The organism is Pseudomonas sp. IT-P294 (assembly GCF_949767865.1).
Taxonomy (GTDB): domain Bacteria; phylum Pseudomonadota; class Gammaproteobacteria; order Pseudomonadales; family Pseudomonadaceae; genus Aquipseudomonas.
On the sequence record NZ_CATKQW010000011.1, the window covers coordinates 1,136,656 to 1,161,891 of the forward strand.

At 61.3% G+C, this 25,236-nt stretch carries 22 protein-coding genes; 12 read left to right on the forward strand and 10 right to left on the reverse strand.

The features are described from left to right. Positions 1-176 precede the first annotated feature (176 nt). The 5 genes from ACM6I0_RS12425 to pedF form a co-directional block, all read right to left on the reverse strand. Complete coding sequence (locus tag ACM6I0_RS12425) at positions 177-1,955, reverse strand: PQQ-dependent methanol/ethanol family dehydrogenase (protein WP_414922396.1); 1,779 nt, start codon at positions 1,953-1,955, stop codon at positions 177-179. Between the two features lie 274 nt (positions 1,956-2,229). Continuing rightward, positions 2,230-3,168: a quinoprotein relay system zinc metallohydrolase 1 gene (locus tag ACM6I0_RS12430; RefSeq protein WP_414922397.1), complete on the reverse strand. Its 939-nt coding sequence runs from the start codon at positions 3,166-3,168 to the stop codon at positions 2,230-2,232. Between the two features lie 16 nt (positions 3,169-3,184). Then, on the reverse strand, positions 3,185-3,946 hold the full coding sequence (locus tag ACM6I0_RS12435; RefSeq protein WP_285431232.1) for a quinoprotein dehydrogenase-associated SoxYZ-like carrier: 762 nt from the start codon (positions 3,944-3,946) through the stop codon (positions 3,185-3,187). Then, the gene (locus tag ACM6I0_RS12440; RefSeq protein ID WP_285431230.1) at positions 3,943-4,818 is read right to left on the reverse strand and encodes a substrate-binding periplasmic protein; all 876 of its coding nucleotides are present in this window, start codon (positions 4,816-4,818) and stop codon (positions 3,943-3,945) included. Before ACM6I0_RS12440 ends, ACM6I0_RS12435 begins: the two co-directional genes overlap by 4 nt. A 3-nt stretch (positions 4,819-4,821) precedes the next feature. After that, positions 4,822-5,283, reverse strand: coding sequence for a cytochrome c-550 PedF (gene pedF, locus ACM6I0_RS12445; RefSeq protein ID WP_285431229.1), 462 nt, complete (start codon positions 5,281-5,283; stop codon positions 4,822-4,824). A gap of 276 nt (positions 5,284-5,559) precedes the next feature. Between pedF and ACM6I0_RS12450 the strand changes: the two genes are divergently transcribed. The 6 genes from ACM6I0_RS12450 to ACM6I0_RS12475 all read left to right on the forward strand — a co-directional run bounded on the left by ACM6I0_RS12450 (position 5,560) and on the right by ACM6I0_RS12475 (position 10,780). Then, positions 5,560-6,744, forward strand: a complete 1,185-nt coding sequence (locus ACM6I0_RS12450; RefSeq protein WP_285431227.1) for an ABC transporter substrate-binding protein — start codon at positions 5,560-5,562, stop codon at positions 6,742-6,744. A 40-nt stretch (positions 6,745-6,784) separates the two neighbouring features. Then, complete coding sequence (locus ACM6I0_RS12455) at positions 6,785-7,744, forward strand: YVTN family beta-propeller repeat protein (RefSeq protein ID WP_285431226.1); 960 nt, start codon at positions 6,785-6,787, stop codon at positions 7,742-7,744. Continuing rightward, the gene (locus ACM6I0_RS12460) at positions 7,741-8,469 is read left to right on the forward strand and encodes an ABC transporter ATP-binding protein (protein WP_414922398.1); all 729 of its coding nucleotides are present in this window, start codon (positions 7,741-7,743) and stop codon (positions 8,467-8,469) included. The genes ACM6I0_RS12455 and ACM6I0_RS12460 overlap by 4 nt, the downstream gene beginning before the upstream one ends. After that, complete coding sequence (locus tag ACM6I0_RS12465; RefSeq protein ID WP_222587141.1) at positions 8,469-9,260, forward strand: ABC transporter permease; 792 nt, start codon at positions 8,469-8,471, stop codon at positions 9,258-9,260. Before ACM6I0_RS12460 ends, ACM6I0_RS12465 begins: the two co-directional genes overlap by 1 nt. Positions 9,261-9,500: 240 nt before the next feature. Next, positions 9,501-10,058, forward strand: a complete 558-nt coding sequence (locus ACM6I0_RS12470; protein ID WP_285431220.1) for a PQQ-dependent catabolism-associated CXXCW motif protein — start codon at positions 9,501-9,503, stop codon at positions 10,056-10,058. Positions 10,059-10,114: 56 nt separating this feature from the next. Continuing rightward, positions 10,115-10,780: a response regulator gene (locus ACM6I0_RS12475; protein ID WP_285431218.1), complete on the forward strand. Its 666-nt coding sequence runs from the start codon at positions 10,115-10,117 to the stop codon at positions 10,778-10,780. Between the two features lie 134 nt (positions 10,781-10,914). On the opposite strand, the gene nahK is transcribed toward ACM6I0_RS12475, so the two are convergent. The 4 genes from nahK to ACM6I0_RS12495 form a co-directional block, all read right to left on the reverse strand. Further along, the gene (gene nahK, locus ACM6I0_RS12480; RefSeq protein WP_414922549.1) at positions 10,915-13,509 is read right to left on the reverse strand and encodes a hybrid sensor histidine kinase/response regulator NahK/ErcS'; all 2,595 of its coding nucleotides are present in this window, start codon (positions 13,507-13,509) and stop codon (positions 10,915-10,917) included. Further along, positions 13,478-14,641, reverse strand: a complete 1,164-nt coding sequence (gene nosP, locus ACM6I0_RS12485) for a nitric oxide-sensing protein NosP (RefSeq protein WP_414922399.1) — start codon at positions 14,639-14,641, stop codon at positions 13,478-13,480. Before nosP ends, nahK begins: the two co-directional genes overlap by 32 nt. A gap of 275 nt (positions 14,642-14,916) precedes the next feature. After that, the gene (locus ACM6I0_RS12490; RefSeq protein WP_414922400.1) at positions 14,917-16,101 is read right to left on the reverse strand and encodes a porin; all 1,185 of its coding nucleotides are present in this window, start codon (positions 16,099-16,101) and stop codon (positions 14,917-14,919) included. A 211-nt stretch (positions 16,102-16,312) separates the two neighbouring features. Further along, on the reverse strand, positions 16,313-17,119 hold the full coding sequence (locus ACM6I0_RS12495) for a sulfite exporter TauE/SafE family protein (RefSeq protein WP_285431213.1): 807 nt from the start codon (positions 17,117-17,119) through the stop codon (positions 16,313-16,315). A gap of 160 nt (positions 17,120-17,279) precedes the next feature. Here ACM6I0_RS12495 and ACM6I0_RS12500 point away from each other — a divergent pair, with 160 nt between their 5' ends. Next, positions 17,280-18,143: an MBL fold metallo-hydrolase gene (locus tag ACM6I0_RS12500; RefSeq protein ID WP_285431211.1), complete on the forward strand. Its 864-nt coding sequence runs from the start codon at positions 17,280-17,282 to the stop codon at positions 18,141-18,143. Between the two features lie 146 nt (positions 18,144-18,289). Here the strand turns inward: ACM6I0_RS12500 and bkdR are convergent, their stop codons facing one another. Beyond that, a complete protein-coding gene (gene bkdR / locus ACM6I0_RS12505; protein ID WP_096822555.1) occupies positions 18,290-18,778 on the reverse strand; it encodes a Bkd operon transcriptional regulator BkdR in 489 nt (162 codons plus the stop codon). A 185-nt stretch (positions 18,779-18,963) separates the two neighbouring features. Here bkdR and ACM6I0_RS12510 point away from each other — a divergent pair, with 185 nt between their 5' ends. The 5 genes from ACM6I0_RS12510 (at position 18,964) to ACM6I0_RS12530 (ending at position 25,191) form a co-directional block, all read left to right on the forward strand. After that, a complete protein-coding gene (locus tag ACM6I0_RS12510; protein ID WP_414922401.1) occupies positions 18,964-20,199 on the forward strand; it encodes a 3-methyl-2-oxobutanoate dehydrogenase (2-methylpropanoyl-transferring) subunit alpha in 1,236 nt (411 codons plus the stop codon). A 1-nt stretch (position 20,200) separates the two neighbouring features. After that, complete coding sequence (locus ACM6I0_RS12515) at positions 20,201-21,259, forward strand: alpha-ketoacid dehydrogenase subunit beta (RefSeq protein WP_222587148.1); 1,059 nt, start codon at positions 20,201-20,203, stop codon at positions 21,257-21,259. Beyond that, positions 21,260-22,540 carry a dihydrolipoamide acetyltransferase family protein gene (locus ACM6I0_RS12520; RefSeq protein WP_414922402.1) on the forward strand — a complete coding sequence of 427 codons (1,281 nt, stop codon included), beginning with the start codon at positions 21,260-21,262 and terminating at the stop codon, positions 22,538-22,540. Positions 22,541-22,543: 3 nt separating this feature from the next. Then, positions 22,544-23,929 carry a dihydrolipoyl dehydrogenase gene (lpdA, locus tag ACM6I0_RS12525; protein WP_414922403.1) on the forward strand — a complete coding sequence of 462 codons (1,386 nt, stop codon included), beginning with the start codon at positions 22,544-22,546 and terminating at the stop codon, positions 23,927-23,929. Positions 23,930-24,171: 242 nt separating this feature from the next. Beyond that, positions 24,172-25,191, forward strand: coding sequence for a branched-chain amino acid aminotransferase (locus ACM6I0_RS12530; protein WP_285431204.1), 1,020 nt, complete (start codon positions 24,172-24,174; stop codon positions 25,189-25,191). Positions 25,192-25,236: the final 45 nt, after the last annotated feature.

Below are 25,236 nucleotides of genomic sequence, written 5' to 3' on the forward strand. Positions count from 1 at the left end.
GCGCGCCAGACGAATGCGCCGTTGGCAGGGGGACTCTCGTTATTTGGTAGTAGATGATCGTTCCCACGCTCCGCGTGGGAATGCCTCAACGGACGCTCCGCGTTCGGCTTTGGAAGGGACGCAGAGCGTCCCGGGCTGCATTCCCACGCAGAGCGTGGGAACGATCAGTGCAGCAATCAGTGTTTGGCCACTACCAGGTCTTTAGGCAGCTTGAACGTCCAGAGCATGCCGCCCTGGTTGAAGTCCTTGATGCGCTTGGCCACTTCGCCGCCCCACAGCGGTACCGCGCCACCCCAACCGGAAAGAACGGAGACGTACTGTTCGCCGTCCATTTCCCAGGTGATTGGCGAGCCGAGGACGCCGGAGCCGGTCTGGAATTCCCAGACTTTCTCGCCGGTCTTGGCATTGAACGCCTGCAGGAAACCTTCCGGCGTACCGGTGAACACCAGGTTGCCCTTGGTGGTCAGCACCCCGCCCCACAGCGGCGCGAAGTTCTTGTGGCGCCAGACTTCCTTGCCGGTTTTCGGGTCGATGGCGCGCAATACGCCGATGTAGTCTTCATTCAACGGTTTGATGGTGAACCCGGCGCCGAGGAATGCCGCGCCTTTCTTGTAGGCGATGCCTTCGTTCCAGATGTCCATGCCCCATTCGTTGGACGGCACGTAGAACAGCCCGGTGTCCTTGTTGTAGGCCATCGGCATCCAGTTTTTCGCACCGAGGAATGCCGGTGCTACAAACACCGAACTGCCTTTGGCTTCGGTGCCTGGCGCACCAGGTCGGCTGGCTTCGTTGTAGATCGGCCGGCCGTCTTTATCCAGGCCGGTGGCCCAAGTGATCTTGTCCACGAACGGGAAGCCACGGATGAATTTGCCGTTGGTGCGGTCCAGCACGTAGAAGAAACCGTTACGGTCAGCGGTGGCCGCCGCTTTGATTTCCTTGCCGCCTTCGGTGTAGTTGAACGAGACCAGTTCGTTCACGCCGTCATAGTCCCAGCCGTCGTGGGGCGTGCTCTGGAAGTGCCATTTGATCGTGCCGTCGTCCGGGTTGAGCGCCAGGCGCGACGAGGAGTAGAGGTTGTCGCCAGGACGCAGGTGCGAGTTCCATGGCGCCGGGTTGCCGGTGCCGAACAGCAACAGATTGGTTTCCGGGTCGTAGTAACCGCCCAGCCAAGGGGCCGCGCCGCCGGTTTTCCACAGATCGCCGGGCCAGGTCTTGCCGGCTTCACCGCCGGAGATGCCGTTCTCTATCGCTTTGCCATCCTTGTAGGTGTAACCCATGTGACCTTCAACGGTCGGCCGGGTCCACAGCAGCTCACCGTTTTTCGGGTCGTAGGCGGAGATCTTGCCGACCACGCCGAACTCGCCACCGGCCACGCCGGTAATCAGTTTGCCGTTGACCACCAACGGTGCGGCACTGATGGAATAGCCTTCCTTGTGGTCGGCGACCTGCTTGCTCCACACCACTTTGCCGGTGTCTTTGTTCAATGCCACCAGCTTGGCGTCGAGGGTGCCGAAGAACACCAGGTCGCCGTACAGCGCCACGCCACGGTTGATCACGTCGCAGCACGGACGGATGTCATCGGGCAGGCGCGCATCGTATTGCCAGAGTTTTTTGCCGGTGCGTGCATCCACCGCGAACACCCGCGAGTAGGAACCGGTCATGTACATGACGCCGTCCTTGATCATCGGCTGCGCTTGCTGACCGCGCTGTTTCTCACCGCCAAAGGAGAACGCCCAGACCGGACGCAAATCCTTGACGTTGTCGACGTTGAGTGTGTCCAGCGGGCTGTAGCGCTGACCCTGGACGCCCAGACCGTTGGTGACGATCTGCTCCGGGTTCTTGGGGTCCTGGAGAATGTCCTGGTCGGTGACACCGGCCAGCGCGGTGCCGGACAGCAGCATGGCACTGAGCAGCACACTCAAGACGAAGGGTTGGCGACGTGCGGGTTGGGTCATGACGGCTACCTCTGCGGTTTTTGTTATACCCGGGAAATTTTCCCGGTCTAGTGCAGATTCTTGGCCGCCGCCGCCCTTGCAACAATTGCCCGCAGTGCTGAGATTGCTAGTTCCTTAGTACAGGGTCGGAGGAGATGAGTATCCAATCCTGTGGTCGACACTGCCCTCCTGTGGGAGCGAGCCTGCTCGCGATGGCGGTGTATCAGGCAGCATCAATGTTGAATGTGCGGGCCTCATCGCGAGCAGGCTCACTCCCACAGGGGATTTGTGTTGTTCACTGGGGCGTGGCGGAATCGACTCGGGTCATCTGCGCGCGCTCATAGCGCGGGTACAAGTGACTGACGCTGCGAATCAGCTCATAGCGGCTCAGGTTGATTCCGGCAAAGCGCTCCGGGATGGGGCTGCGGATCATCTCGGTCATGGCGCTGCCATTGGCCGCGCCATCCCGCATGAGCTGGTCGAGCCAGGTCAGGTAGTCGCGCATTTGTTCGAAGGGTTGCGGGTCGCTGGCCACCGGACCGTGCCCCGGCACGATCAACGTCCACGGCAGGCCTTGAAGGGTGGCGATGTCCGCCAGCCACACCGACAGCCCCGGACTGTTAGGCGTGGTCAACGCCCGCTGATAAAACACCAGGTCCCCGGCAAACAGCACGCCGGTGGTCTGGTCGAGAATAGCCAGATCCGCGCCGGTGTGCCCACCCAGGCTCAGCAGGCGCAGATCGTGATTCCCAAAACTGTGCACGCCGGGTGTCAGCACCTGGGTTGGCAACAGCACTTCGGTGCCGCGCATCCAGTCCCCCACCAATCGATACATGTTCTCGGCCATCGCATTACCCTGCTGCTGCAGCAGCTCGGTGGTGCCGGCCAGCGCACCGATCGGCACGTCACTGAAAGCCTGATTGCCCAGTACATGATCCGGGTGATGGTGGGTCAACAGCACCTGAATCACCGGTTTATCGGTGGTCGCGGCAATCGCCTTGCGCATCGCCTCGCCGTAACGTTTTGACGGCCCGGTGTCGATCACCACTACCCCACGTTCGGTGACGATGAACCCGGTGTTGACGATATTGCCGCCGTTGGCCTGGGCGAAATTGTCGGTACTGCCTTCCAGCAGCCAGGTGTCCTGGGCGATCTGCCGAGGTTTGAGTACGTAGTCGAGGTCGGCCAGAGCCGGCAGGCCCAGGCCCATCAACAACAGCAGCATCCAGCGCATGAGACGCTCCTTGGGTTCAGGGTATGGCCGCATCGAATTGATTGCCGCTGTTGTCGCGCAGTAACAAGCGCGTCTGCCCTGCCCCCTCGATATCGAAGGCCAGGCTGGGGTTTTCGCTGACCGCCGGGAACAACTCAAGACGGGCCAACAACTGATCGTTTTGATCGCGTAGCTCGGCATGGTTGATGAAAAATTCCGGAATGCCACTGACCATGCCATTGTCCATTGGGTGCGCTACCTGCAAGCGCACGCGGCTGAAGGCGTCGCGCGGATATCGACCGCCCACCACCTCGCCGATGTGTTCTTCCCAGCCGGCCTGAGTACGCACGACGCTGGGCGCGGTGCACCCGCCGCCCGCCGCATCGATCAACGTCGAACCGACATGCCACAGCCCGTCGCGGGTCAGCACCGCTGCGCGCAGCGGCGTGGCCTGCTCGATGCGGATGCGGATCGACAGCCACGGCAATACGCGGTCCAGCGGTTGAAAGTCGACGATTTTCGGCAGCGGGTTGAGCTCGGCCCAGGCGAGGATTTTCACCACCTCGCCCTTGAACGCCCGGGCATCGATTTCCAGCGGCACTTGCCGGGCGTCTTCGGCGAATGGCGGCGCCAGCAGCTTGACCCGCTCGTCGAACACGAACGGCGCATCACCGAGCATTTGCTTGTGGTAGAACTCCCACATCACCGACGGCACCGGGTCTTTGCCCGGAAGAATGTCCGCAGCCTGTGCCGCCAAAGGCAGCCAGCAGGCCAACAGGCAACCCGCGCGCCAGTTCATTGATACATCTCGGGCACGTCATAACGCAGGCCGTAATGTTCATAAATGGTCTTGACCGAGCCTTCACGAATCAGGGTTTCCAACGCTTCTTCCACGGCATAGGCCAGTTGGTGGTTGCTTTCATGCACCGCCATGCCGATTTCCCAGAGCTGTTTGCCCATGTTCGGGTAGGCGTTTTCCGCCAGGGCCACTTGCGGGTCGGCCGCTTCATGCACTTGCCAGTCGATCTCGCCGCGCATGGCCATTACCGCGTCGACTTCGCCGGCCTTCATGGCCGCGAACGCCTGGGGCACGCCGGGATAGTGATGGGTCTTGGCGGCGAGCATGCCGTTGAACACCGAAGTCAGGTAAAACGACGGCACGCTGTCGACTTCCACGCCAATCGGGTGCTGCTCGAACACCGCGACGCTGGCGACCTTGTCCAGCCGACGGCGGTCATACGCCACTTGCCATTGCTCGTTCTGGTACGGCCCGAACATCACCACATGGCCGTTTTCCAGCTCACCCAGTTCATTGCGTTTTTGCGCGTAGTCGCGGTCGTACGGCACCCGCATCATCAGGTCGGCCAGTTGCAGATCGTGCAGCTGACTGGCGCGCCAGATGTAATCGCGCAGGTCGTCATCGAGCTTCTCCCCGGCAGGCGCCCAGATCAGCGTCAGGCGCACGCCCAAGGATTTGGCCAGCGCCTCGGCGAGTTCCACATCCACCCCGCGAGGCTTTCCGGCCTGCTCAAAACTGTAAGGCGCGAAGTCCTTGTAGACCGCGACTTTCAGCTCCCCGGCGGCGATCATCTCGTCAAAGGTACGCACTTGCGCCTGCGCGGCCTGGCAACACAGCAACACGGCGCTGATCAACACAGTGAGCAGGCGCATGGGTTACTCCTCGACGTGCACGCTGTCCAGGTAGGAGCGCACGGCCCACAAGGCTTCCTGACTCAGGTAGTCAGCCATCTTCGGCATGTACACCCGACCGTCACGCACGGCGCCATGGCGCACGCGCTCGACGAACCATTCATCACCGGCGTCGCCGACGTCGAGCAGGCGCAGATCGGGGGCGATACCGCCGGATTTGGCTTCCAGGCCATGACACGCGGCGCAGTTCTGGTTGTACGCCGAGGAGCCGATTTCCACGGCCTTGTCGTGTTCCGGGGACGTGCGGTAAGGGTTCACCGAGGCCCAGCCATCGGCATCGACCGAAACGCCGGAATCCTTGATCGGGGTCAGGCCCGGGGTGGCGACCGCCTGAGGCACCACGTTGCCGTGGGCCCAGACCGAACCTGCACTGATAAAGCCGGCCAGCAGTCCGGCAACGAGTAAGGCGCTGCGTTTTGTTGTCATTGTTCTGCCCTCAGGATTGCACGCAAAACCTCTTTGAAGAGGCTATGGCACCCATCTTAGGAACCGTCCCGAGCAATCCCCATGCTGCTTTGGTGGCCGCCGTCTAGTCCCTTGGTAGTAGGCTTTGTGGCGCACGCCTGAATACCGTCGCCCCTGGCTGAAACCGCCCTCTGCCGGGCGAGCTACTACCTTGGTACTGGCTCACTGGTACTTTCTGCATATTTCATTCTGCCTCGCAGGCTTCCTATGCTGGCGCTACCTGTAATGGAGTGCCTTATGCGCCAGCTTGCCCCTTACGCCCTGATCTACTTGCTGGCCATCGCCTGCGCCGCCGGGGTGGCGACACAGAGCCAGGCCGCCGACGCGCCGCTACAGGTGCAAATCGGTTACCTGGGCTATCGCCCCGACACCGGCCCGCTGCTGTCGAACGTCATTCCCGAACCGGTCGATGCCGGACTTCGCGGCGCGGAACTGGCGGTCACCGACAGCAACAGCACCGGGCGTTTTCTCAACCACAGCTACAGCCTGGTCAGCGCGAGTGCCGACAGCCCGGATGCATTGGTTGAAGCGGCCAAGGCCCAGCACGAACAGGGCCTTCGCTTGTTTGTGGTGAATGCGCCGGTGGAAACCCTGCGCCGACTCAGCGCCGTGCTGCCCGACAGCTTGCTGTTCAACGCCGGCAGCCCCGACGACAGCCTGCGCACCACCGACTGCCTGCCGAACGTGCTGCACAGCCTGCCCAGCCGGGCGATGCTGGCCGATGCGCTGGCGCAATTTCTGGTGGTGCGCAAATGGCAACGGGCGCTGCTGATCGTCGGCCCGACGCCGGACGATCAGGCCTATGCCGCTGCCCTGCGCCGCGCCGCCAAACGTTTCGGCCTGAAACTGGTGGCGGAAAAAGCCTGGAGTTTCGATAACGACCAGCGCCGCAGCGCCCAGGCCGACATGCCGCTGTTCACCCAGACCGCCGAGTACGACGTGGTGCTGGTGGCGGATGAGCGCGGCGATTTCGGTGAATACGTGCCCTACCAGACCTGGTACCCACGGCCGGTCGCCGGCACTCAGGGCCTGACCCCGGTGGGTTGGCACAAAACCGTCGAGACCTACGGCGCCGCCCAACTGCAAAAACGCTTCGAAGCCTTGACCGGGCGCTGGATGAATGACCGCGATTTCGCTGCCTGGATGGCCGTGCGCAGCATCGCCAGCGCGGTGAGCAAGTTGCGCCAGGTCGATCCGATGGCGATCCGCACCCTGGAAATCAGCGATCAATTGCCCCTCGACGGTTTCAAGGGCCGCAAGCTCAGCTATCGCCCGTGGAATGGCCAGTTGCGCCAGCCGATCCCGATCGTGCAACCCCGGGCGCTGGTCAGCACCTCACCCCAGGACGGCTTCCTCCATCCCTTCAATGAAATGGACAGCCTGGGCTACGACAAGCCCGAGGTCACTTGCCGCTTTCCCTGATCTGGCACTTCACAACAACGACAACAAAAAGGAATCCGCCATGCGCCACACCCTGCTCTCTTGCGCCCTGCTGCTTGCCGCCGGGCACGCCGTGGCCAGCACCGCCTGGGTCTCCAACGAAAAAGACAACAGCCTGAGCCTGATTGACATGCAGACCCTGCAAGTGACCGACACCCTGCCCGTCGGCCAGCGCCCGCGCGGCTTGCTGCTGTCCCACGACAACAAGTTGTTGTACATCTGCGCCAGCGATTCGGACCGGGTTCAGGTGATGGACGTGGCCACGCGCAAGATCATCAAGGAACTGCCGTCGGGCAAAGACCCTGAGCAATTCGCCCTGCACCCCAACAATCGCTGGCTGTACGTTTCCAATGAAGACGATGCGCTGGTGACAGTGATCGACACTGAAACCTCCAAGGTGCTGAGCCAGATCAATGTCGGTGTCGAGCCCGAAGGCATGGCCGTCAGCCCCGATGGCAAGTGGGCCGTGAACACCAGCGAAACCACCAACATGCTGCACTGGATCGACACCAGCACCCAGACCCTGGCCGACAGCACCCTGGTCGATCAGCGGCCACGGTTTGTCGAGTTTGCCCCTGACGGTTCCAAGCTCTGGGCTTCGGCAGAGATCGGCGGCACGGTGACGATTCTCGATGTGGCGACGCGCAAAATTCTCAAGACCCTGACCTTCCAGATCAAGGGCGTCCACCCGGATAAGGTCCAGCCGGTCGGCATCAAACTCAGCGCCGACGGCAAGTACGGTTTCGTCGCGCTCGGCCCTGCTAACCATGTGGCGGTGGTTGATGCCAAGACGTTCGAAATCCTCGATTACCTGCTGGTGGGCCGCCGCGTGTGGCAGATGTCATTCACCCCGGATCAGAAGCAGTTGCTGGCCACCAACGGCGTCAGCGGCGATGTCTCGGTGATTGATGTCGACAGCCTCAAAGTCATCAAGTCGGTGAAGGTTGGGCGCTATCCGTGGGGCGTGGTGGTGACGCCATGAACGCACTCGATGTCAGTGAGTTGAGCTTTGCCTACGGCGCACGCGAAGCCTTGCGCCAGGTGAGTTTCAGCCTGGTGCCGGGGCGGTTTGCGGCGTTGCTGGGGCCGAATGGCGCAGGCAAATCGACACTCATTGCCTTGCTCACCCGGCTTTATGATTTGCAACGCGGCGAGATCCAGGTGGGCGGCTGCTCCTTGCGCAAGACGCCGCGCGCGGCGCTCAGGCAATTGGGTGTGGTGTTCCAGCAAAGCACGCTGGACCTGGACCTCAGTGTCGAACAAAACCTGCGTTATCACGCCGCGCTGCACGGCCTGTCCCGGCGTCAGACCGGTCTGCGGGTCGAGGCCGAGCTGGCGCGTCAGGCGCTGACCGAACGACGTCGGGAGCGGGTGCGTGAACTCAACGGCGGCCACCGTCGCCGGGTGGAAATCGCCCGCGCCTTGCTGCATCAGCCACGGTTGTTGTTACTCGACGAGGCCAGTGTCGGCCTTGATCCGGCCAGCCGCCTGGCGCTCAATCAACACATCCGCAGTCTGTGTCGCGAGCACGGCATCAGCGTGCTCTGGACCACCCATTTGCTGGACGAAGTGCAACCGAGCGACGACCTGCTGATTCTCCATCAGGGCCGTCTGGTGGCCAGCGGGCAAGCGGATGCGCTGAGCCTGGAACATGGCGGCGACCTCGGTTCGGCCTTTACTCGCCTGACTACTTCGGGAGCTGCCTGATGAACGCTTATTGGCAATGTTTCAGCGGCATCGTGCTGCGCGAATGGCTGCGCTTTGTGCTGCAACGCACGCGGTTTCTCAGCGCCCTGGTACGACCGCTATTATGGCTGCTGGTGTTTGCCGCCGGTTTTCGCGCGGCACTCGGGATCGCGATCATCGAGCCGTATGACACTTACATTCCGTACGAGGTCTACATCATCCCGGGCCTGGCTTGCATGATCCTGTTGTTCAACGGCATGCAAGGTTCGCTGTCGATGGTGTACGACCGGGAAATGGGCAGCATGCGCGTGCTGCTGACCAGCCCCCTGCCCCGGACCTTTCTGCTCTGCAGCAAACTGTTGGCTACGTCGCTGATTTCGCTGTTGCAGGTGTACGCCTTCCTGGCCATTGCCTGGTTGTACGGCGTGCAACCGCCGGCCATGGGCCTGTTGATCGCCTTGCCGGCGCTGTTGCTGGTGGCGTTGATGCTCAGTGCTCTGGGGTTGTTGCTGTCCAACGCGATCCGCCAGCTGGAGAACTTTGCCGGGGTGATGAATTTCGTGATCTTCCCGTTGTTTTTCCTGTCGTCGGCGCTGTATCCGCTGTGGAAGATGCGCGAGTCCAGCGAGTGGTTGTACTGGCTGTGCGCGCTGAACCCGTTCACTCATGCGGTGGAGCTGGTGCGGTTTGCCTTGTATGAACGCTTCAATTTGTTGGCGCTGTCGGTGTGCATGGCGCTGACACTGATATTCGCCCTGCTCGCGGTACTCACCTTCAACCCGCAACACGCGGCTCTGCGCAAAGCCACCTGACAGCACATCCCCCCGGTACTCGATCGTTCCCACGCTCCGCGTGGGAATGCCTCATGTGACGCTCTGCGTCACGCTTTTGGGACGCAGAGCGTCCCGGGCTGCATTCCCACGCAGAGCGTGGGAACGATCGGTAAAACACCTCAAAATTACTACTTTAGTACTGGTTTACCTGTCTATCGTCGCATTCCCAATGCGCCGGGACTGGCATGTAATGGGGTCATAACTATAAGGATCGACCCCATGCCGCGTGCCCGACGTCGTCTGCTGCGCCCTGCCCTTGCCGCGCTATCGCTGAGCCTGTTGCTGGGTGTCGCGCAGGCCGAAACACCGCTGTTCTCCGCCGAGGGTTATCGCATCGGCCTTTACCGCAGCCCGACCCCGAATCAGTTGCAAGGCGCGTCCATCATCGACACCGCCGCCCTGCAAACCCTGCTCACCCGGACACCGCGCCCGGTGCTGATCGACGTCTACCGCCGCCAATGGCTGCAAGGACGTTTCATCGAAGACCAACCCCACGAGAACCTGCCCGGCAGTCATTGGCTGGCCAATACCGGCGACGGCGACCTGACACCTGACTGGCAGGACTACTTTGCGCGCAACCTGAACCGCTTGACCGACGGCGACCTGGCGCAACCGCTGGTCTTCTACTGCCGCTCCGACTGCTGGCTAAGCTGGAATGCTGTGAAACGCGCCGCCGCCATGGGCTATAAAACACTGTATTGGTATCGCGATGGCCTGGATGCCTGGCAAGCCGCGAACCTGCCCGTTGCGCCGTCCCGGCCCGAGCCCTTCCCCTGACCTTTACGCGTGCGTGTTGTTGCCACACCATAATCAAAATAATGAGGTGAAAGGCCATGTACAAAATTCTGATTGCCGACGATCACCCACTGTTTCGCGAAGCCATCCATAACGTCATCAGCGACGGTTTTCCGGGCAGCGAAGTGATGGAAACCGCCGACCTCGACAGCGCCCTGCTGCTGACCCAGGACCATGACGACCTGGACTTGATCCTGCTCGACCTGAACATGCCAGGCATGCACGGCCTCAACGGTCTGATCAACCTGCGCAACGAGGCGCCGACCATTCCGGTGGTGATCGTCTCGGCGGAACAGGACAAACAGATCGTGCTGCAAGCCATCACCTATGGCGCGGTCGGTTTCATCACCAAATCTTCGCCCCGGGTGCAGATGACCGAAGCGATCCAGCAAATTCTCAACGGCAACGTCTACCTGCCGCCGGACATCATCCGCACGCAAAAATGCGGCACCCAGCGCCGGATGAACGACAACCCGAGCTTTCCGCCGGAGCTGCTCCAGGCACTGACACGCAAACAGTTATTGGTGCTGGAGCGCATGACCAAGGGCGAATCGAACAAACAGATCGCCTACACCCTGGAAATCGCTGAAACCACGGTCAAGGCGCACGTCTCGGCGATTCTGCGCAAACTCAACGTGCACAACCGGGTGCAGGCGATTTTGAGTGCTGGGGATATTGATTTCGGATCGTATCTGCGGCGCTGAAGACTGATCGTACCCACGTCGAGGCGTCGAACCGTCCGCGTGGGAATGCCTCAACGGACGCTCCGCGTTCGGCTCCGGAAGGGACGCAGAGCGTCCCGGGCTGCATTCCCACGCGGAGCGTGGGAACGATCATCTCAAGGCCTGCCGAGCAAATGACTCATCGCCGTCTTGAGTTTCATCGGCCGCACCGGTTTGTGCATCAGGGTATGACCCAGTTCGCGGATTTGCTGCTTGAGTTCGTTGCTGTAATTGGCAGTAATCATCATCGCCGGAATCGCTGAACCGCGACGGGCGTTGATGCGGGCCACGGCGTCGACCCCGTTCTGGTCGTTATCCAGGTGATAGTCGGCGATCAGCAAATCCGCTTCTTCGTGGTAGTTGTCCACCTGCCGCGCCAGGTCGTCCTCCGACAGCGCCGTGACCACCCGACACCCCCAACCTTCGAGCAACGTACGCATGCCGGCGCAAATCGCCGCGTCGTTATCCAGCACCCACACCCGCGCACCGCGCAGACGTTCCAGCATCGGTTCACTCATCAGCAGCGTCGGCTGAGCCTTGGGGGCCGTGGCGCTCAAAGGCACCTCGACGGAAAACATCGACCCCTTGCCCGGCCACGAACGCACGTGAATGCGGTGGCCGAGGATTCCGGCAATTTTCTCGACAATGGCCAGTCCCAGGCCCAAGCCGCGATCCTGATCCGGTCGCTGTACATCGCCACGCTTGAACTCCTGGAAAATCTCTTCCAGTCGGTCTTCGGCAATGCCCATGCCGCTGTCCCAGACTTCAATCGTCAAGCGCTGATGATGGCGCCTGCAACCCAGCACCACACGACCACTGTAGGTGTAGCGGATGGCGTTACTCAGCAGATTGCGCAGGATCCGCGCCAGCAACTGGATGTCGCTGCGCACCAACGCCGAACACGGGATGAAATGCAGCTCTAACCCTTCGCTGCGCGCGATCTGGGTGTACTCGGTGGCGAGGTTTTCCAGCAGTTCACTCAGGGCGAACGGCGCAATGTCGGCCTTGATCACCCCGGCATCGAGTTTGGAAATGTCCACCAGTGTGCCCAGCAGATTTTCCACGTCTTCCAGGGAATTGCTGACATTGCGTACCAGAATCGCATTGGCCACCGGCTCGCGGCGTTCCAGCAATGCGCTGGTGAACAGCCGAGCAGCGTTGAGTGGTTGCAGCAGATCGTGACTTACGGCAGCCAGAAACTTGGTTTTCGACAGGTTGGCCTGCTCGGCCTCAAGCTTGGCCTCGCGCAACCGCGATTCGACGCGCCGACGTTCGTCGATTTCCCGCAATAACTGGTCATTAAGGGTGGTCAGCTCCGTCGTGCGCTCACGCACCCGTAACTCGAGATTCTGGTAAGCCTGATGCAACGCCTCGGCAGTGCGCCGGCGTTCGGTGATGTCGCGGATCAGCACGAAAATCCCCACCACTTCCCCGGTGGCCAGGCGATTAGGCACGTAGGAGCGCAGCATGTAGCGCTCCTGATTGTTGATGTTGGTTTCGGCGAACTCGAACGTCACGCTTTCCCCGGCCAGAGCCCGGGCCACGTAGGCTTCCAGGCGCTGGTAATGCTGTTCGCTGTGGACTTCGCGCAGGCTCTGTCCGAGCATTACGCCGCGCGGCCAGCAGTACCATTCTTCGTAGACCTTGTTGGTGAATTCGTAGACCAGGTCGGCGTTGAGGTAGGCGATCAGCGCCGGAACATGGTCGGTGATCAGGCGAATCCAGCGCTCGCTTTCGCTCAACGCTTCGGCGTGCTGATAGCGCTCGGTGATGTCGGTGAAGGTGTTGACGAAACCGCCGGTGGGCAACGGGTGGGTGCGGATTTCCAGCACCCGGCCATCGTAGAGGCGCTGTTCCAGTTCCTGCACATGGCGCCCGTTGGCGTCGCGACTGGCTGGCGTCAGCAGGTTCAACTCGCTGTCGGCGATCACTTCGGCAAACGGCCGATGCGCCGCCACCGGCGCCAGGCCGCTGAGTTCCAGAAAGCGCCGGTTCCACAATTCCAGCACGCCCTCGGCATTGACCATGGCCACGCCTTGGGACAGGTTGTCGACCGCCCGTTGCAGCAGATGCGATTTCTGCGCCACCGCTTGTTCGCGGCGCACGGTTTCACTGAGTTTGACGTCGGTAATGTCGGTGAACAGGATCACCCGCCCGCCTTCTTGGGTGGGCCGTTCGCTGACTTGCAGCCAACGACCGTTCTGCAGGCGATACAGCAGGTTCTCATCGGCCTGCCCACGCGGTTCTTCCGTGAACAAACCGGTGACACTCATCAGGCGCTTGACCTCGGCCAGACGCATGCCGGCGTTGATCCGCACCCGGCTGTTGCCCCAGAACGCCTTGAACCGGCTATTGAACAAGACGATTCGCTGATCGGCATCGAACAACACAAAAGCGTCGGAAATGCTCTCGATGGCGTCGATCAAATGTTGGTGCGCGGTTTCCGCACGCAGGCGCGCTTCGCTGAGCAAGTGATTGCCCGACTTGAGTTCGGCCATGGCCTGGTTCAAGGCATCGGTGCGCTCACGAACTTGCTCGGCCAGCACCACCGAGTGCTGGAACGCCGCGTACGGATCATTGCCACGGGTGATGCCGGATTCGATCCGTTCGATCAGCGCGCCATTGATGCGCTGCAACTTGTGATTGTCATGCTGCAGGCTGGCGATTTGGGCCAGAAGCTCAGCGGTGTCCAGGGGACCGGCCTCGGGCAATGGCAACCCCGGTGAAGGTCTGGTTGATGTGCATGCCATTGAACTGCTCTCCGTAGGTGTTGAAACCCATCACCCGCTGGTCGCGCAAAAACGTGCCGATCTGCTCCAGATTGCCGTTGCCTTCCAGCTCCAGCCGCCTGAGAAAACAATCGCAGCCGATGGTCAGCAACAGGTCGCCGAGGCGTTCCTGCAAACCTTCGAACAGGTTTTGCAGGTTCGGCAGCATCGGCCCGGGCGTCATGACGGTGAGGACGATGCCGTTCTCCACCGCGCAATAGAAACTCAGGCTCAGGTCGGGATGCACCTGCTGGATGGCGCGTACGTAATACTGGTCGTTGAAGCGCACCGCCAACGGGTGCGCGGCGAAAATCCGGTGATCGAGCTCGGTCACCGGCACGCCGATGTGCCGGGCGTACTCCTCGGCGGCGGGCTCGGCGTTGAGTTCGAAGACTCGGCGCGAGGTGCTGTCAGCCCCGGTGACCACCAGTTTTTCTGCTCTCGGCAAGATGTGGTGAGTGGTGAACACCTCAAAGTCGAGCCAGGTGTTGACCAGCACCACCACGGCCGCGCCGCTGTGGAATTCGCCACCAAAATAGACGTGGGTGTGGGTCAGGTAATTGTCGTCGCCCGCCGAACCGCCGAAATGCGGGATGTCGCCCAACGCCGCACTCAAGGCAGCGAGGACCATTTCTTCACGGCTGGACAGCCCGTCGAGCAGGGTCAGGGCAAAGCTGTTGCCCTTGATCGGCGCCAGGGTATTGCTGCGACAACCGCTGACCAGCCGCTCGACCATTTGCTGGGCATCGATCAGGCTGAAGCGCTCCATCTCGCAGATCAGTTCGGCGTCGATGGAAAAATGCCGATGGTCGAACCCCACCGCCGTCACACAGTTACGACCGTAGCCCAACGGGGTAATTTCCCCGGCGCTGGTGCACCCCACCAGGCGAATCCCGCCGAAGCTCTGTTGCAACGCCTGGCCCAGCGCCTGCAAGTCGTACTCGGCGGAACAGAAGAACAACACGAACCCCAAATGCGGATGCAACAACTGCCGCGCCAGCTCCTGAGCCACCTGTTGGGCATCGGTGGCCTGGGACATTGCACTGACCACACCTTCACTCTGGACCTGCTGCATTGTCGCCTCCCGCAGGTGCGCCTGTATGAGGCACGAGTGTACGAAGCCTGCGCGCTGCGACGTATGCTACTTGGGTAGCGGGTAGCCGCTTCGATGGGATGAGAGTCGGTGGGTTGCGCGCTTGATGGCTGAAGGTTTTGTGGCGAGGGAGCTTGCTTGCGCTGGACTGAACAGCAGTCCCTCAACCGGCCGATGCGCGACCAGAATCGGGACCGCTATGGTCCAGCGAAAGCAAACTCCCTCGCCACAGGGCTAGGGTTCACCGATCAGCTTTGTTACCAGTTCAACACCGCACCCACCGCGAAGGTGTCGGTGTTTTCGTTCTGGGCGCTGGTGTCGTGGCCGTTGATTTCGAACTGGTTGTACTCGGCCACCAGCTTGAGGTTGTCGTTGATGTCATGGAACAGCGCAATGCCACGGGTCTCGTAATCCGCGCCGCTGCCGACCACGCCGTTGCCGTCGTCGTTGGTCTTGCCGTAGGACAAGGCCAGGCGGTTCTTGCCCAGTTTGTAGGAGCCCTGCAGCAAGTAGCCGTCGCTGTCGACGTTACGCAGGGTCGGCTCGCCGGCGTTGTTGGTGAAAAACGGGTTGATGCCCTTGGCCTGGAAGCCGGAACCGACGAGGGTCACGCCGCCCATCTTCGCCTGCACGCCGTAGCCGACGCCTTTGGAGGTGATGGACTGGACGGTTGAGTCGGTGTTGTCCGAGGTCTGGTAGCTGCCGTTGACCCAGCTGTAGATCTTCGCGCCGCCCACATCAAACTGGTAAGTGATCTCGCTCTCGGTGCGCGGATTTTCCTGATACGCCTTGCCCAAAGGGCTGCTGTCGTTGGTGTCCACCGGGTCGAAGATGCCCACGGCCACCCGCAACCCATCCATTACCGGAGTGCGATAGGTGATCTGCGATGTCGGGAAGGGATACGGATACCCCGTGCCGATATTGCCGAACGACACCCCGCCACCGTCCACCAACCCCAGGGTGTCGCTGACCTGGCCATAACCGGCGAGCATTTCATCGAGCAGAATGTTGGAACGGGCGAACAGGCCGAAGTCCTTGCCGATCAGCACCTCGCCCCACTCAGGATTGGCCACGGTGCCGTAGAACTGGCGCACGTCGATGGCGGTGTCGGTGCCGTTGGTCTGGCTGTCGTTGATGGTCACCCAGAACGACGACCGTGCGCCGAGCTTCAGGTCATCGATCTGCTTGCTCATATTGAAGCCCAGGTAGTTGGGCAAATAACCCATCTTGACCCGTGCCTGGCTCCGGTCGAATTGATCGCCGGCGCGGTCGACTTTGCTGTTCACGTAGAAGGCGTTGATGTAGCCGTCCGTGGAGAACGTGGTCTGGTCCTTGTCGTACAGCACGATCTCGGCTTCGGCCATTGCGCTCAGGCCAAGGGACGACAGGCCGACGATGAAGGCAGGCAAGAAACGATGCTTGAAGTTCTTATTGTTGTGCATGACGCGCTCCGCAGCGGGGGGACTGGATGTCGGAGGCGATTATCGAAAGGTGACCGGCGGCGGCCTACGCTGCCTTGGAGCCGGTTGTGAGGTGCTTTGGAGTGGCAGGTGATGCGCGGCGAATTCGGTGTACGACCGGGTCGCGCCAGGACCCGGATCGAAGGGTGTACGCCGGGTCTGGCGCACTGGCGGCCAGAAGACCCGGTACGCTCTAGATGCCTGCTCTGAACAGCATGTAAACGGCGACCACGACACAGACACTGGCGAAGCCGACTTGCAAGGCACGGGCCGGAACGCGTGCGCACAGCTTACGGCCAATGATCATGCCGACGATGCTGGCGACAATGAACGCCGCGCCCAGCGAGTCGATCCGCACGCCGGCATGGAACGCCCCGATCACCCCGATGGCGGAAATCAGGCTGATGACCATCAACGACGTGGCGACGATGCCGCGCATTTGCACATCGGTCAGTTGCTTGAACGCCGGCACAATCAGAAAGCCGCCACCCACACCGAGTAATCCTGAAACCACGCCGGTGACCGCACCCAGCGCCGCCAGGGTCGCGGTGCATTTGGCGGTCCAGGAAAAGCGCCCGGTCTGCTGATCGAGCATGCAGTTTTTCTGACCCCAGTTGGCGTGGCCGTGGTCGCTCGGCCCTTCTTCCTGACGCTCACGGCGCAGCATGCGCCAGGCCACCATGACCATCAGCAGGCTGAACAGAATCATCAGGATTTTTTCCGGCAGCTGATGGGCGAAGTAGATGCCCACCGGCGAAAAAATCGCCCCCAGCAACGCAATCAACAACGCGGCGCGATAGCGCACCAACCCGTGACGCAAACCGTCAATCGCACCGACTGCCGCCGCACTGCCTACCGCGAACAACGCCACTGGCGCTGCCTGCGTCATGGTCAACCCCAACCCCAGCACCAGGGCCGGCACCGCAAGAATGCCGCCACCGGCGCCGGTCAAACCGAGCACCAGGCCCATTACCACGCCAAAGAAACTTGCCAACAACATAAAACGCTCGTCGTCCGAGAAAAAAGCCGGGAACGCCCGGTATCGATGCCTGACAGGATAGAGCCCGCGTGGAAAATTTCCTTCATCAATTCACGCGGGACTGGTCAGCACAGGGAAAATGCCACTACCCTCAAGGCATGTCCCAACAGAATCCGCCACCATGCCTGCCTTGATTGAAGCCTTCCTCGACCCTGCCTCGTCGACCTACAGTTACGTGATCTACGAAGACGATGGCGGCCAGTGCGCAATCGTCGATCCGGTGCTCGACTACGACCCCGCCGCCGGGCGCACCGCCACCACCCAGGCGGATAAAATCATTGCCTTCGTGCGCGAACATCAGTTGCAGGTGCAATGGCTGCTGGAAACCCACGCCCATGCCGATCACCTGTCCGCGGCACCGTATCTGCGGCGCGAGTTGGGCGGCAAGATTGCAATCGGTCAATCGATCAGCAAGGTTCAGGGCGTGTTCAAGAGTCTGTTCAACCTTGAGCCGGCGTTTCGCAGTGACGGCTCGCAGTTCGACCATCTGTTCGCGCCGGACGAATCGTTCATGATCGGCCATCTCAAGGCCACGGCCCTGCATGTGCCTGGCCACACGCCGGCCGACATGGCTTATTTGATCGACGGGGATGTGATTCTGGCGGGCGATACGCTGTTCATGCCCGACGTCGGCACCGCGCGCTGCGACTTCCCCGGTGGCAATGCCAACCAGATGTTCGCCTCGATCCGCAAATTGCTGGCCTTCCCGGCCAGCGTGCGCCTCTTTGTCTGCCACGATTACCCGCCCCAAGGCCGCCAATCCCAGTGCATGAGCACCGTGGGCGAACAGCGCAAAAGCAATATCCATATGCATGACGGCGTCGACGAAGCGGCGTTTGTCGCCATGCGCACCCATCGTGATGCGGGGCTGGGCATGCCGACGCTGTTGCTGCCGGCGATCCAGGTGAATGTGCGGGCGGGGAATTTTCCGCCGGCCGAGGACAATGGCATCAGCTACCTGAAAATCCCTCTGAATAAACTCTGACGTTGATCGTTCCCACGCTCTGCGTGGGAATGCCTCAAGGGACGCTCCGCGTTCCAGCTTCGGAAGGGGACGCGGAGCGTCCCGGGCTGCATTCCCACGCAGACGGTTCGACGCCTCGACGTGGGAACGATCATCACGTCGAGGCGTTAAACCCCAAGGGTCAGGCCGTTGGCCGGCAACGGCAGCGCGGTTTTGTAGCGAACCTGCTTGAGCGCAAAGCTTGAGCGAATGTTGGCAACGCCCGGGACTTTGGTCAGGAAGTCCATCATGAAGCGCTCCAGCGACTGAATGGTCGGCACCAGTACGCGGATCAGGTAATCCGGGTCACCGGCCATCAGGTAGCACTCCATCACCTCCGGGCGATCCGAAATCGCTTCCTCGAAATGCTGCAACGCCTCCTCCACCTGTTTCTCCAGGCTTACATGAATGAACACATTCACATGCAGCCCCAGCAAGTCGGCATCCAGCAGCGTCACTTGCTCACGAATCAGCCCCAGTTCTTCCATCGCCTTGACCCGATTGAAGCATGGCGTCGGCGACAGGTTGACCGAGCGGGCAAGGTCGGCGTTGGTGATGCGGGCGTTCTCCTGAAGGCTGTTCAAAATGCCGATATCGGTACGGTCCAGTTTGCGCATGAGACAAAACCACCTGTTTTTTATGTTTATGCAGATTTTCTATCCTCAAATGATCTCCGGCGCAACGAAACAGAGATAAATATTCTTCTTCGCCGGGCCTATGATTGTTGTAGGACAAGATTTCTTCCACAGAAGAAAGACGGTCAGCTCACTACAAGAAATTCACAAGATCGAGCGTAGAAGCCATGAACCAAGCGTACGAACCGCTGCAACTGCACGTTCCCGAACCCTCGGGCCGTCCCGGCTGCAAAACCGACTTCTCCTACCTGCGTCTGACCGACGCCGGCACGGTGCGCAAACCCCCAATCGACGTTGAGCCGGCCGACACCGCCGATCTGGCCAAGGGCCTGATTCGCGTGCTCGACGACCAGGGCAACGCCCTCGGCCCATGGGCTGAAGGCGTACCGGTCGAGATCCTGCGTAAAGGCATGCGCGCCATGCTCAAGACACGGATCTATGACAACCGCATGGTGGTCGCCCAGCGCCAGAAGAAAATGTCGTTCTACATGCAGAGCCTCGGCGAAGAAGCCATCGGCAGCGGCCAGGCCCTGGCGTTGAACGTCGATGACATGTGCTTCCCGACGTACCGCCAGCAAAGCATCCTGATGGCGCGAGACGTGCCGCTGGTGGACCTGATCTGCCAACTGCTGTCCAACGAGCGCGATCCGCTCAAGGGCCGTCAGCTGCCGATCATGTATTCAGTCAAAGACTTCGGTTTCTTTACCATTTCCGGCAACCTCGCCACCCAGTTCGTGCAGGGCGTGGGCTGGGGCATGGCTTCGGCGATCAAGGGCGACACCAAAATCGCCTCGGCCTGGATCGGCGACGGTGCCACCGCTGAATCCGACTTCCACACCGCCCTCACCTTCGCCCACGTTTACCGTGCACCGGTAATCCTCAACGTGGTCAACAACCAATGGGCGATCTCGACGTTCCAGGCGATTGCCGGTGGTGAAGCAACTACGTTTGCCGGCCGTGGCGTCGGATGCGGCATTGCCTCCCTGCGGGTTGATGGCAACGATTTTGTCGCGGTCTACGCCGCCTCCGCCTGGGCCGCCGAACGCGCTCGCCGTAACCTCGGCCCGACCATGATCGAATGGGTCACCTACCGCGCCGGCCCGCACTCGACCTCCGATGATCCGTCCAAATACCGTCCCGCCGACGACTGGAGCTACTTCCCGCTGGGTGACCCGATTGCCCGCCTCAAGCAGCACCTGATCAAGATCGGTCAGTGGTCCGAAGAGGAACACCTCGCCGTCAGCGCCGAACTCGAAGCCCTGGTGATTGCCGCGCAGAAAGAAGCCGAGCAGTACGGCACCCTCGCCGGCGGCCAGATTCCAAGCGCCGCGACCATGTTCGAAGACGTCTACAAAGAGATGCCGGAGCACTTGAAGCGCCAGCGTCAAGAGTTGGGGATCTGACATGAACGACCACAACAACAATATCCAGCTGGAAACCGCCATGACCACGACCACCATGACCATGATCCAGGCCCTGCGCTCGGCCATGGATGTGATGCTTGAGCGTGACGACAACGTCGTGGTGTTCGGCCAGGACGTGGGCTACTTCGGCGGCGTATTCCGTTGCACCGAAGGCCTGCAGACCAAATACGGCACCTCTCGCGTGTTCGACGCGCCGATTTCCGAAAGCGGCATCGTCGGCGTCGCCGTGGGCATGGGCGCCTATGGATTGCGCCCGGTGGCCGAGATCCAGTTCGCCGACTACGTGTACCCGGCATCGGACCAGATCATTTCCGAAGCCGCCCGTTTGCGTTATCGCTCCGCTGGCGAGTTCACTGCCCCGATGACCCTGCGCATGCCTTGCGGCGGCGGCATCTACGGCGGCCAGACCCACAGCCAGAGCATCGAAGCGATGTTCACCCAGGTCTGCGGCCTGCGCACCGTCATGCCATCCAACCCGTACGACGCCAAGGGCTTGCTGATCGCCTCCATCGAAAACGATGACCCGGTGATCTTCCTCGAGCCAAAACGCCTGTACAACGGCCCGTTCGACGGCCACCACGACCGCCCGGTAACGCCGTGGTCGAAGCACCCGGCCGCACAAGTGCCGGACGGTTACTACACCGTGCCGCTGGACGTCGCCGCCATCACCCGTCCGGGCAAGGCTGTGACCATCCTGACCTACGGCACCACGGTGTATGTGTCGCAAGTGGCCGCTGAAGAAACCGGCATCGACGCCGAAGTCATCGACCTGCGCAGCCTGTGGCCGCTGGACCTTGAGACCATCGTCAAGTCAGTGAAGAAAACCGGCCGCTGCGTGATCGTTCACGAAGCGACCCGCACCTGCGGCTTTGGCGCCGAACTGGTCGCGCTGGTGCAAGAGCACTGCTTCCACTACCTGGAAGCGCCGATCGAACGCGTCACCGGTTGGGACACCCCCTACCCGCACGCGCAAGAGTGGGCGTATTTCCCAGGGCCGTCCCGTGTGGGCGCGGCGTTGAAACGGGTTATGGAGGTCTGAATGGGCACGCACGTTATTAAAATGCCGGACATTGGCGAAGGCATTGCAGAAGTTGAATTGTCGGTGTGGCACGTCAAGGTCGGCGACATGGTCGTCGAGGACCAGGTATTGGCCGATGTCATGACCGACAAGGCGATGGTCGACATCCCCTCGCCGGTGCACGGCAAAGTGATCGCGCTGGGCGGACAGCCGGGCGAAGTCATGGCGGTTGGCAGCATCCTGATCAGCATTGAAGTCGAAGGCGCGGGCAACGTTAAAGAGTCGGCTCAGCCCGCTGTTGCGGCCGCTGTCGCGAAAGAGACACCAGTGGCGGCGCCGAAAATTGAAGCGTCGGCCGTCAGCAAACCGGTTGCTGCACCGCGTCCAGCCGCCGTGTGCCAAGGCCCGGTGGTTGCTCGCGAAGCCGACGAGCGCCCGCTGGCCTCACCAGCCGTGCGCAAACATGCACTGGATCTGGGCATTCAGTTGCGTCTGGTGCGTGGCACCGGCCCTGCCGGTCGCGTGTTGCACGAAGACCTCGACGCGTATCTGGAGCAAGGTCAGCAGCCACAATCGACTGCCGGCGCCGCTTACGCCCAGCGCAATGACGAAGAACAGATTCCGGTGATCGGCATGCGCCGCAAGATCGCCCAGCGCATGCAGGACGCCACCCAGCGCGCGGCGCACTTCAGTTATGTCGAAGAAATTGACGTCACTGCCGTGGAAGAACTGCGCGCGCACCTGAACGAAAAATACGGCGCGACACGCGGCAAGCTGACCTTGCTGCCGTTTCTGGTCCGTGCCCTGGTCGTCGCCCTGCGTGACTTCCCGCAGATCAACGCCCGGTACGACGACGAAGCCCAGGTCATCACCCGCCTCGGCGCCGTGCACGTGGGCATTGCCACCCAGGCCGACATTGGTTTGATGGTGCCGGTGGTGCGTCATGCCGAAGCCCGCAGCCTGTGGGACAACGCCGCTGAAATCTCTCGCCTCGCCACCGCCGCACGCAACGGCAAGGCTGCCCGCGATGAGCTCTCCGGCTCGAGCATCACCCTGACCAGCCTCGGCGCGTTGGGCGGCATCGTCAGCACACCCGTGCTGAACCTGCCGGAAGTGGCAATCGTCGGCGTGAACAAAATCGTCGAACGCCCGATGGTCGTCAAAGGCCAGATCGTGATTCGCAAGATGATGAACCTCTCCAGTTCTTTCGATCACCGCGTGGTCGATGGCATGGACGCGGCGCAATTCATCCAGGCCATTCGTGGCTTGCTCGAACAACCCGCTACGCTGTTTGTGGAGTAGGTCATGCAACAGACTTTGAATACCACGCTGCTGATCATCGGCGGCGGCCCCGGCGGTTATGTGACGGCGATCCGTGCCGGCCAGTTGGGCATCTCGACCATTCTGGTGGAAGGCCAATCCCTGGGCGGCACCTGCCTGAACATCGGCTGCATTCCGTCCAAGGCGCTGATTCACGTTGCCGAGCAGTTCCACCAGACGCAGCATCACAGCCAGCATTCGGCGCTGGGCATCAGTGTTTCGGCACCCACCCTCGACATCAGCAAAAGTGTCGAGTGGAAGGACGGCATCGTCGATCGCCTGACCACGGGTGTCGCGGCCCTGCTGAAAAAGAACAAAGTCCAGGTCATCCAAGGCTGGGCCACCGTGGTCGACGGCAAGACCGTTGATGTGGGCGACACGCGGATTCAGTGCGAGCACCTGGTGCTGGCCACCGGCTCGAAAAGCGTGAACCTGCCGATGCTGCCGATTGGTGGCCCGATCATCTCCTCCACCGATGCCCTGGCACCGAAGTCGGTGCCGAAACGGTTGGTGGTGGTAGGTGGCGGCTACATCGGTCTGGAGCTGGGGATTGCCTATCGCAAGCTCGGCGCCGAGGTCAGCGTGGTCGAGGCTCAGGAACGCATCCTGCCGGCCTACGATGCTGAACTGACCCAACCGGTGCACGACGAACTGAAAAAACTTGGTGTGAAGCTTTACTTGAAACACAGCGTCCAAGGCTTTGATTCTGCTAGTAATACGCTGCAAGTTTTGGAGCCGGGCGGCGAGACCCTGAACCTCGAAACGGATCAGGTGCTGGTAGCCGTCGGTCGCAAACCCAACACCCAGGGCTGGAACCTCGAAGCGCTGAACCTGGACATGAACGGCTCGTCGATCAAGATCGACAACCGTTGCCAGACCAGCATGCGCAACGTGTATGCCATCGGCGACCTGAGCGGCGAACCGATGCTCGCGCACCGGGCGATGGCCCAGGGCGAGATGGTCGCTGAACTGATCAGCGGTCTACACCGCGAGTTCAACCCGACCGCCATCGCCGCCGTGTGCTTTACCGACCCGGAACTGGTGGTGGTCGGCAAAACCCCGGACGAGGCCAAGGCTGCGGGGCTGGACTGCATCGTGTCGAGCTTCCCGTTCGCGGCCAATGGCCGGGCGATGACGCTGGAATCCAAAAGCGGCTTCGTGCGGGTCGTGGCTCGCCGTGACAATCATGTGATTGTCGGTTGGCAGGCGGTCGGGGTTGGCGTTTCGGAGTTGTCGACCGCTTTCGGTCAGAGCCTGGAAATGGGCGCGCGACTGGAAGACATCGCCGGCACCATCCACGCACACCCGACACTGGGCGAAGCGGTACAGGAAGCGGCGCTGCGAGCCTTGGGCCATGCTCTGCATATGTGATTCAGAACTATGGATGGCGGCATAGATGGCCCCATCGCTAGCAGGCTAGCTCCCACATTTGGAATGCGTTCTGCTGTGGGAGCTAGCCTGCTGGCGATTTCTTGAGGTCAACTCGATTTATCTGTCTGCCATCCGATAGTCCGGGCTGCGAAACAGGCCCGGAATGAAGTATTGTTGTCCCCATCCAAAAAACGTCAGAAGCCTTGAACCGTTTCGGCGGTTGTTAAGTGATAGAGGGTGTCATGGGTAACGAAAGCATCAATTGGGACAAGTTGGGTTTTGACTACATCAAGACAGACAAGCGCTATCTGTCGCACTGGCGTAATGGCGAGTGGGACAAAGGCACCCTGACCGAAGACAATGTGCTGCACATCAGCGAAGGCTCCACTGCCCTTCACTATGGCCAGCAATGCTTCGAAGGCCTGAAGGCCTATCGTTGCAAGGACGGTTCGATCAACCTGTTCCGCCCGGATCAGAACGCCGCACGCATGCAACGCAGCTGCGGTCGCCTGCTGATGCCGCAGGTGTCCACCGAGCAGTTCGTCGAAGCGTGCAAGGAAGTGGTCCGTGCCAACGAGCGTTTCATCCCGCCTTACGGCACTGGCGGCGCGCTGTACCTGCGTCCGTTCGTGATCGGCGTGGGTGACAACATCGGCGTGCGTACCGCACCGGAATTCATCTTCTCGATTTTCTGCATCCCGGTCGGCGCCTACTTCAAGGGCGGCCTGACCCCGCACAACTTCCTGATCTCCAGCTACGACCGTGCGGCCCCACAAGGCACCGGCGCAGCCAAGGTCGGTGGCAACTACGCGGCCAGCCTGATGCCAGGTTCCCAGGCCAAGAAGGCGCACTTCGCGGACGCCATCTACCTGGACCCGATGACCCACACCAAAATCGAAGAAGTCGGCTCGGCCAACTTCTTCGGGATCACCCACGACAACAAGTTCGTCACGCCGAACTCGCCGTCGGTCCTGCCAGGCATCACCCGCCTGTCGTTGATCGAACTGGCCAAATCGCGTCTGGGCCTGGAAGTGGTTGAAGGCGACGTGTTCATCGACAAGCTCTCCGACTTCAAGGAAGCCGGCGCTTGTGGTACCGCTGCCGTGATCACTCCGATCGGCGGCATCAGCTACAACGACCATCTGCACGTGTTCCACAGCGAGACCGAAGTCGGTCCGGTCACCCAGAAGCTCTACAAAGAGCTGACCGGTGTACAGACTGGCGACATCGAAGCACCTGCGGGCTGGATCGTTAAGGTTTGACCTGACATCCGCCACAACAAAAACCCACTGGGCGCCTGCGCGTCC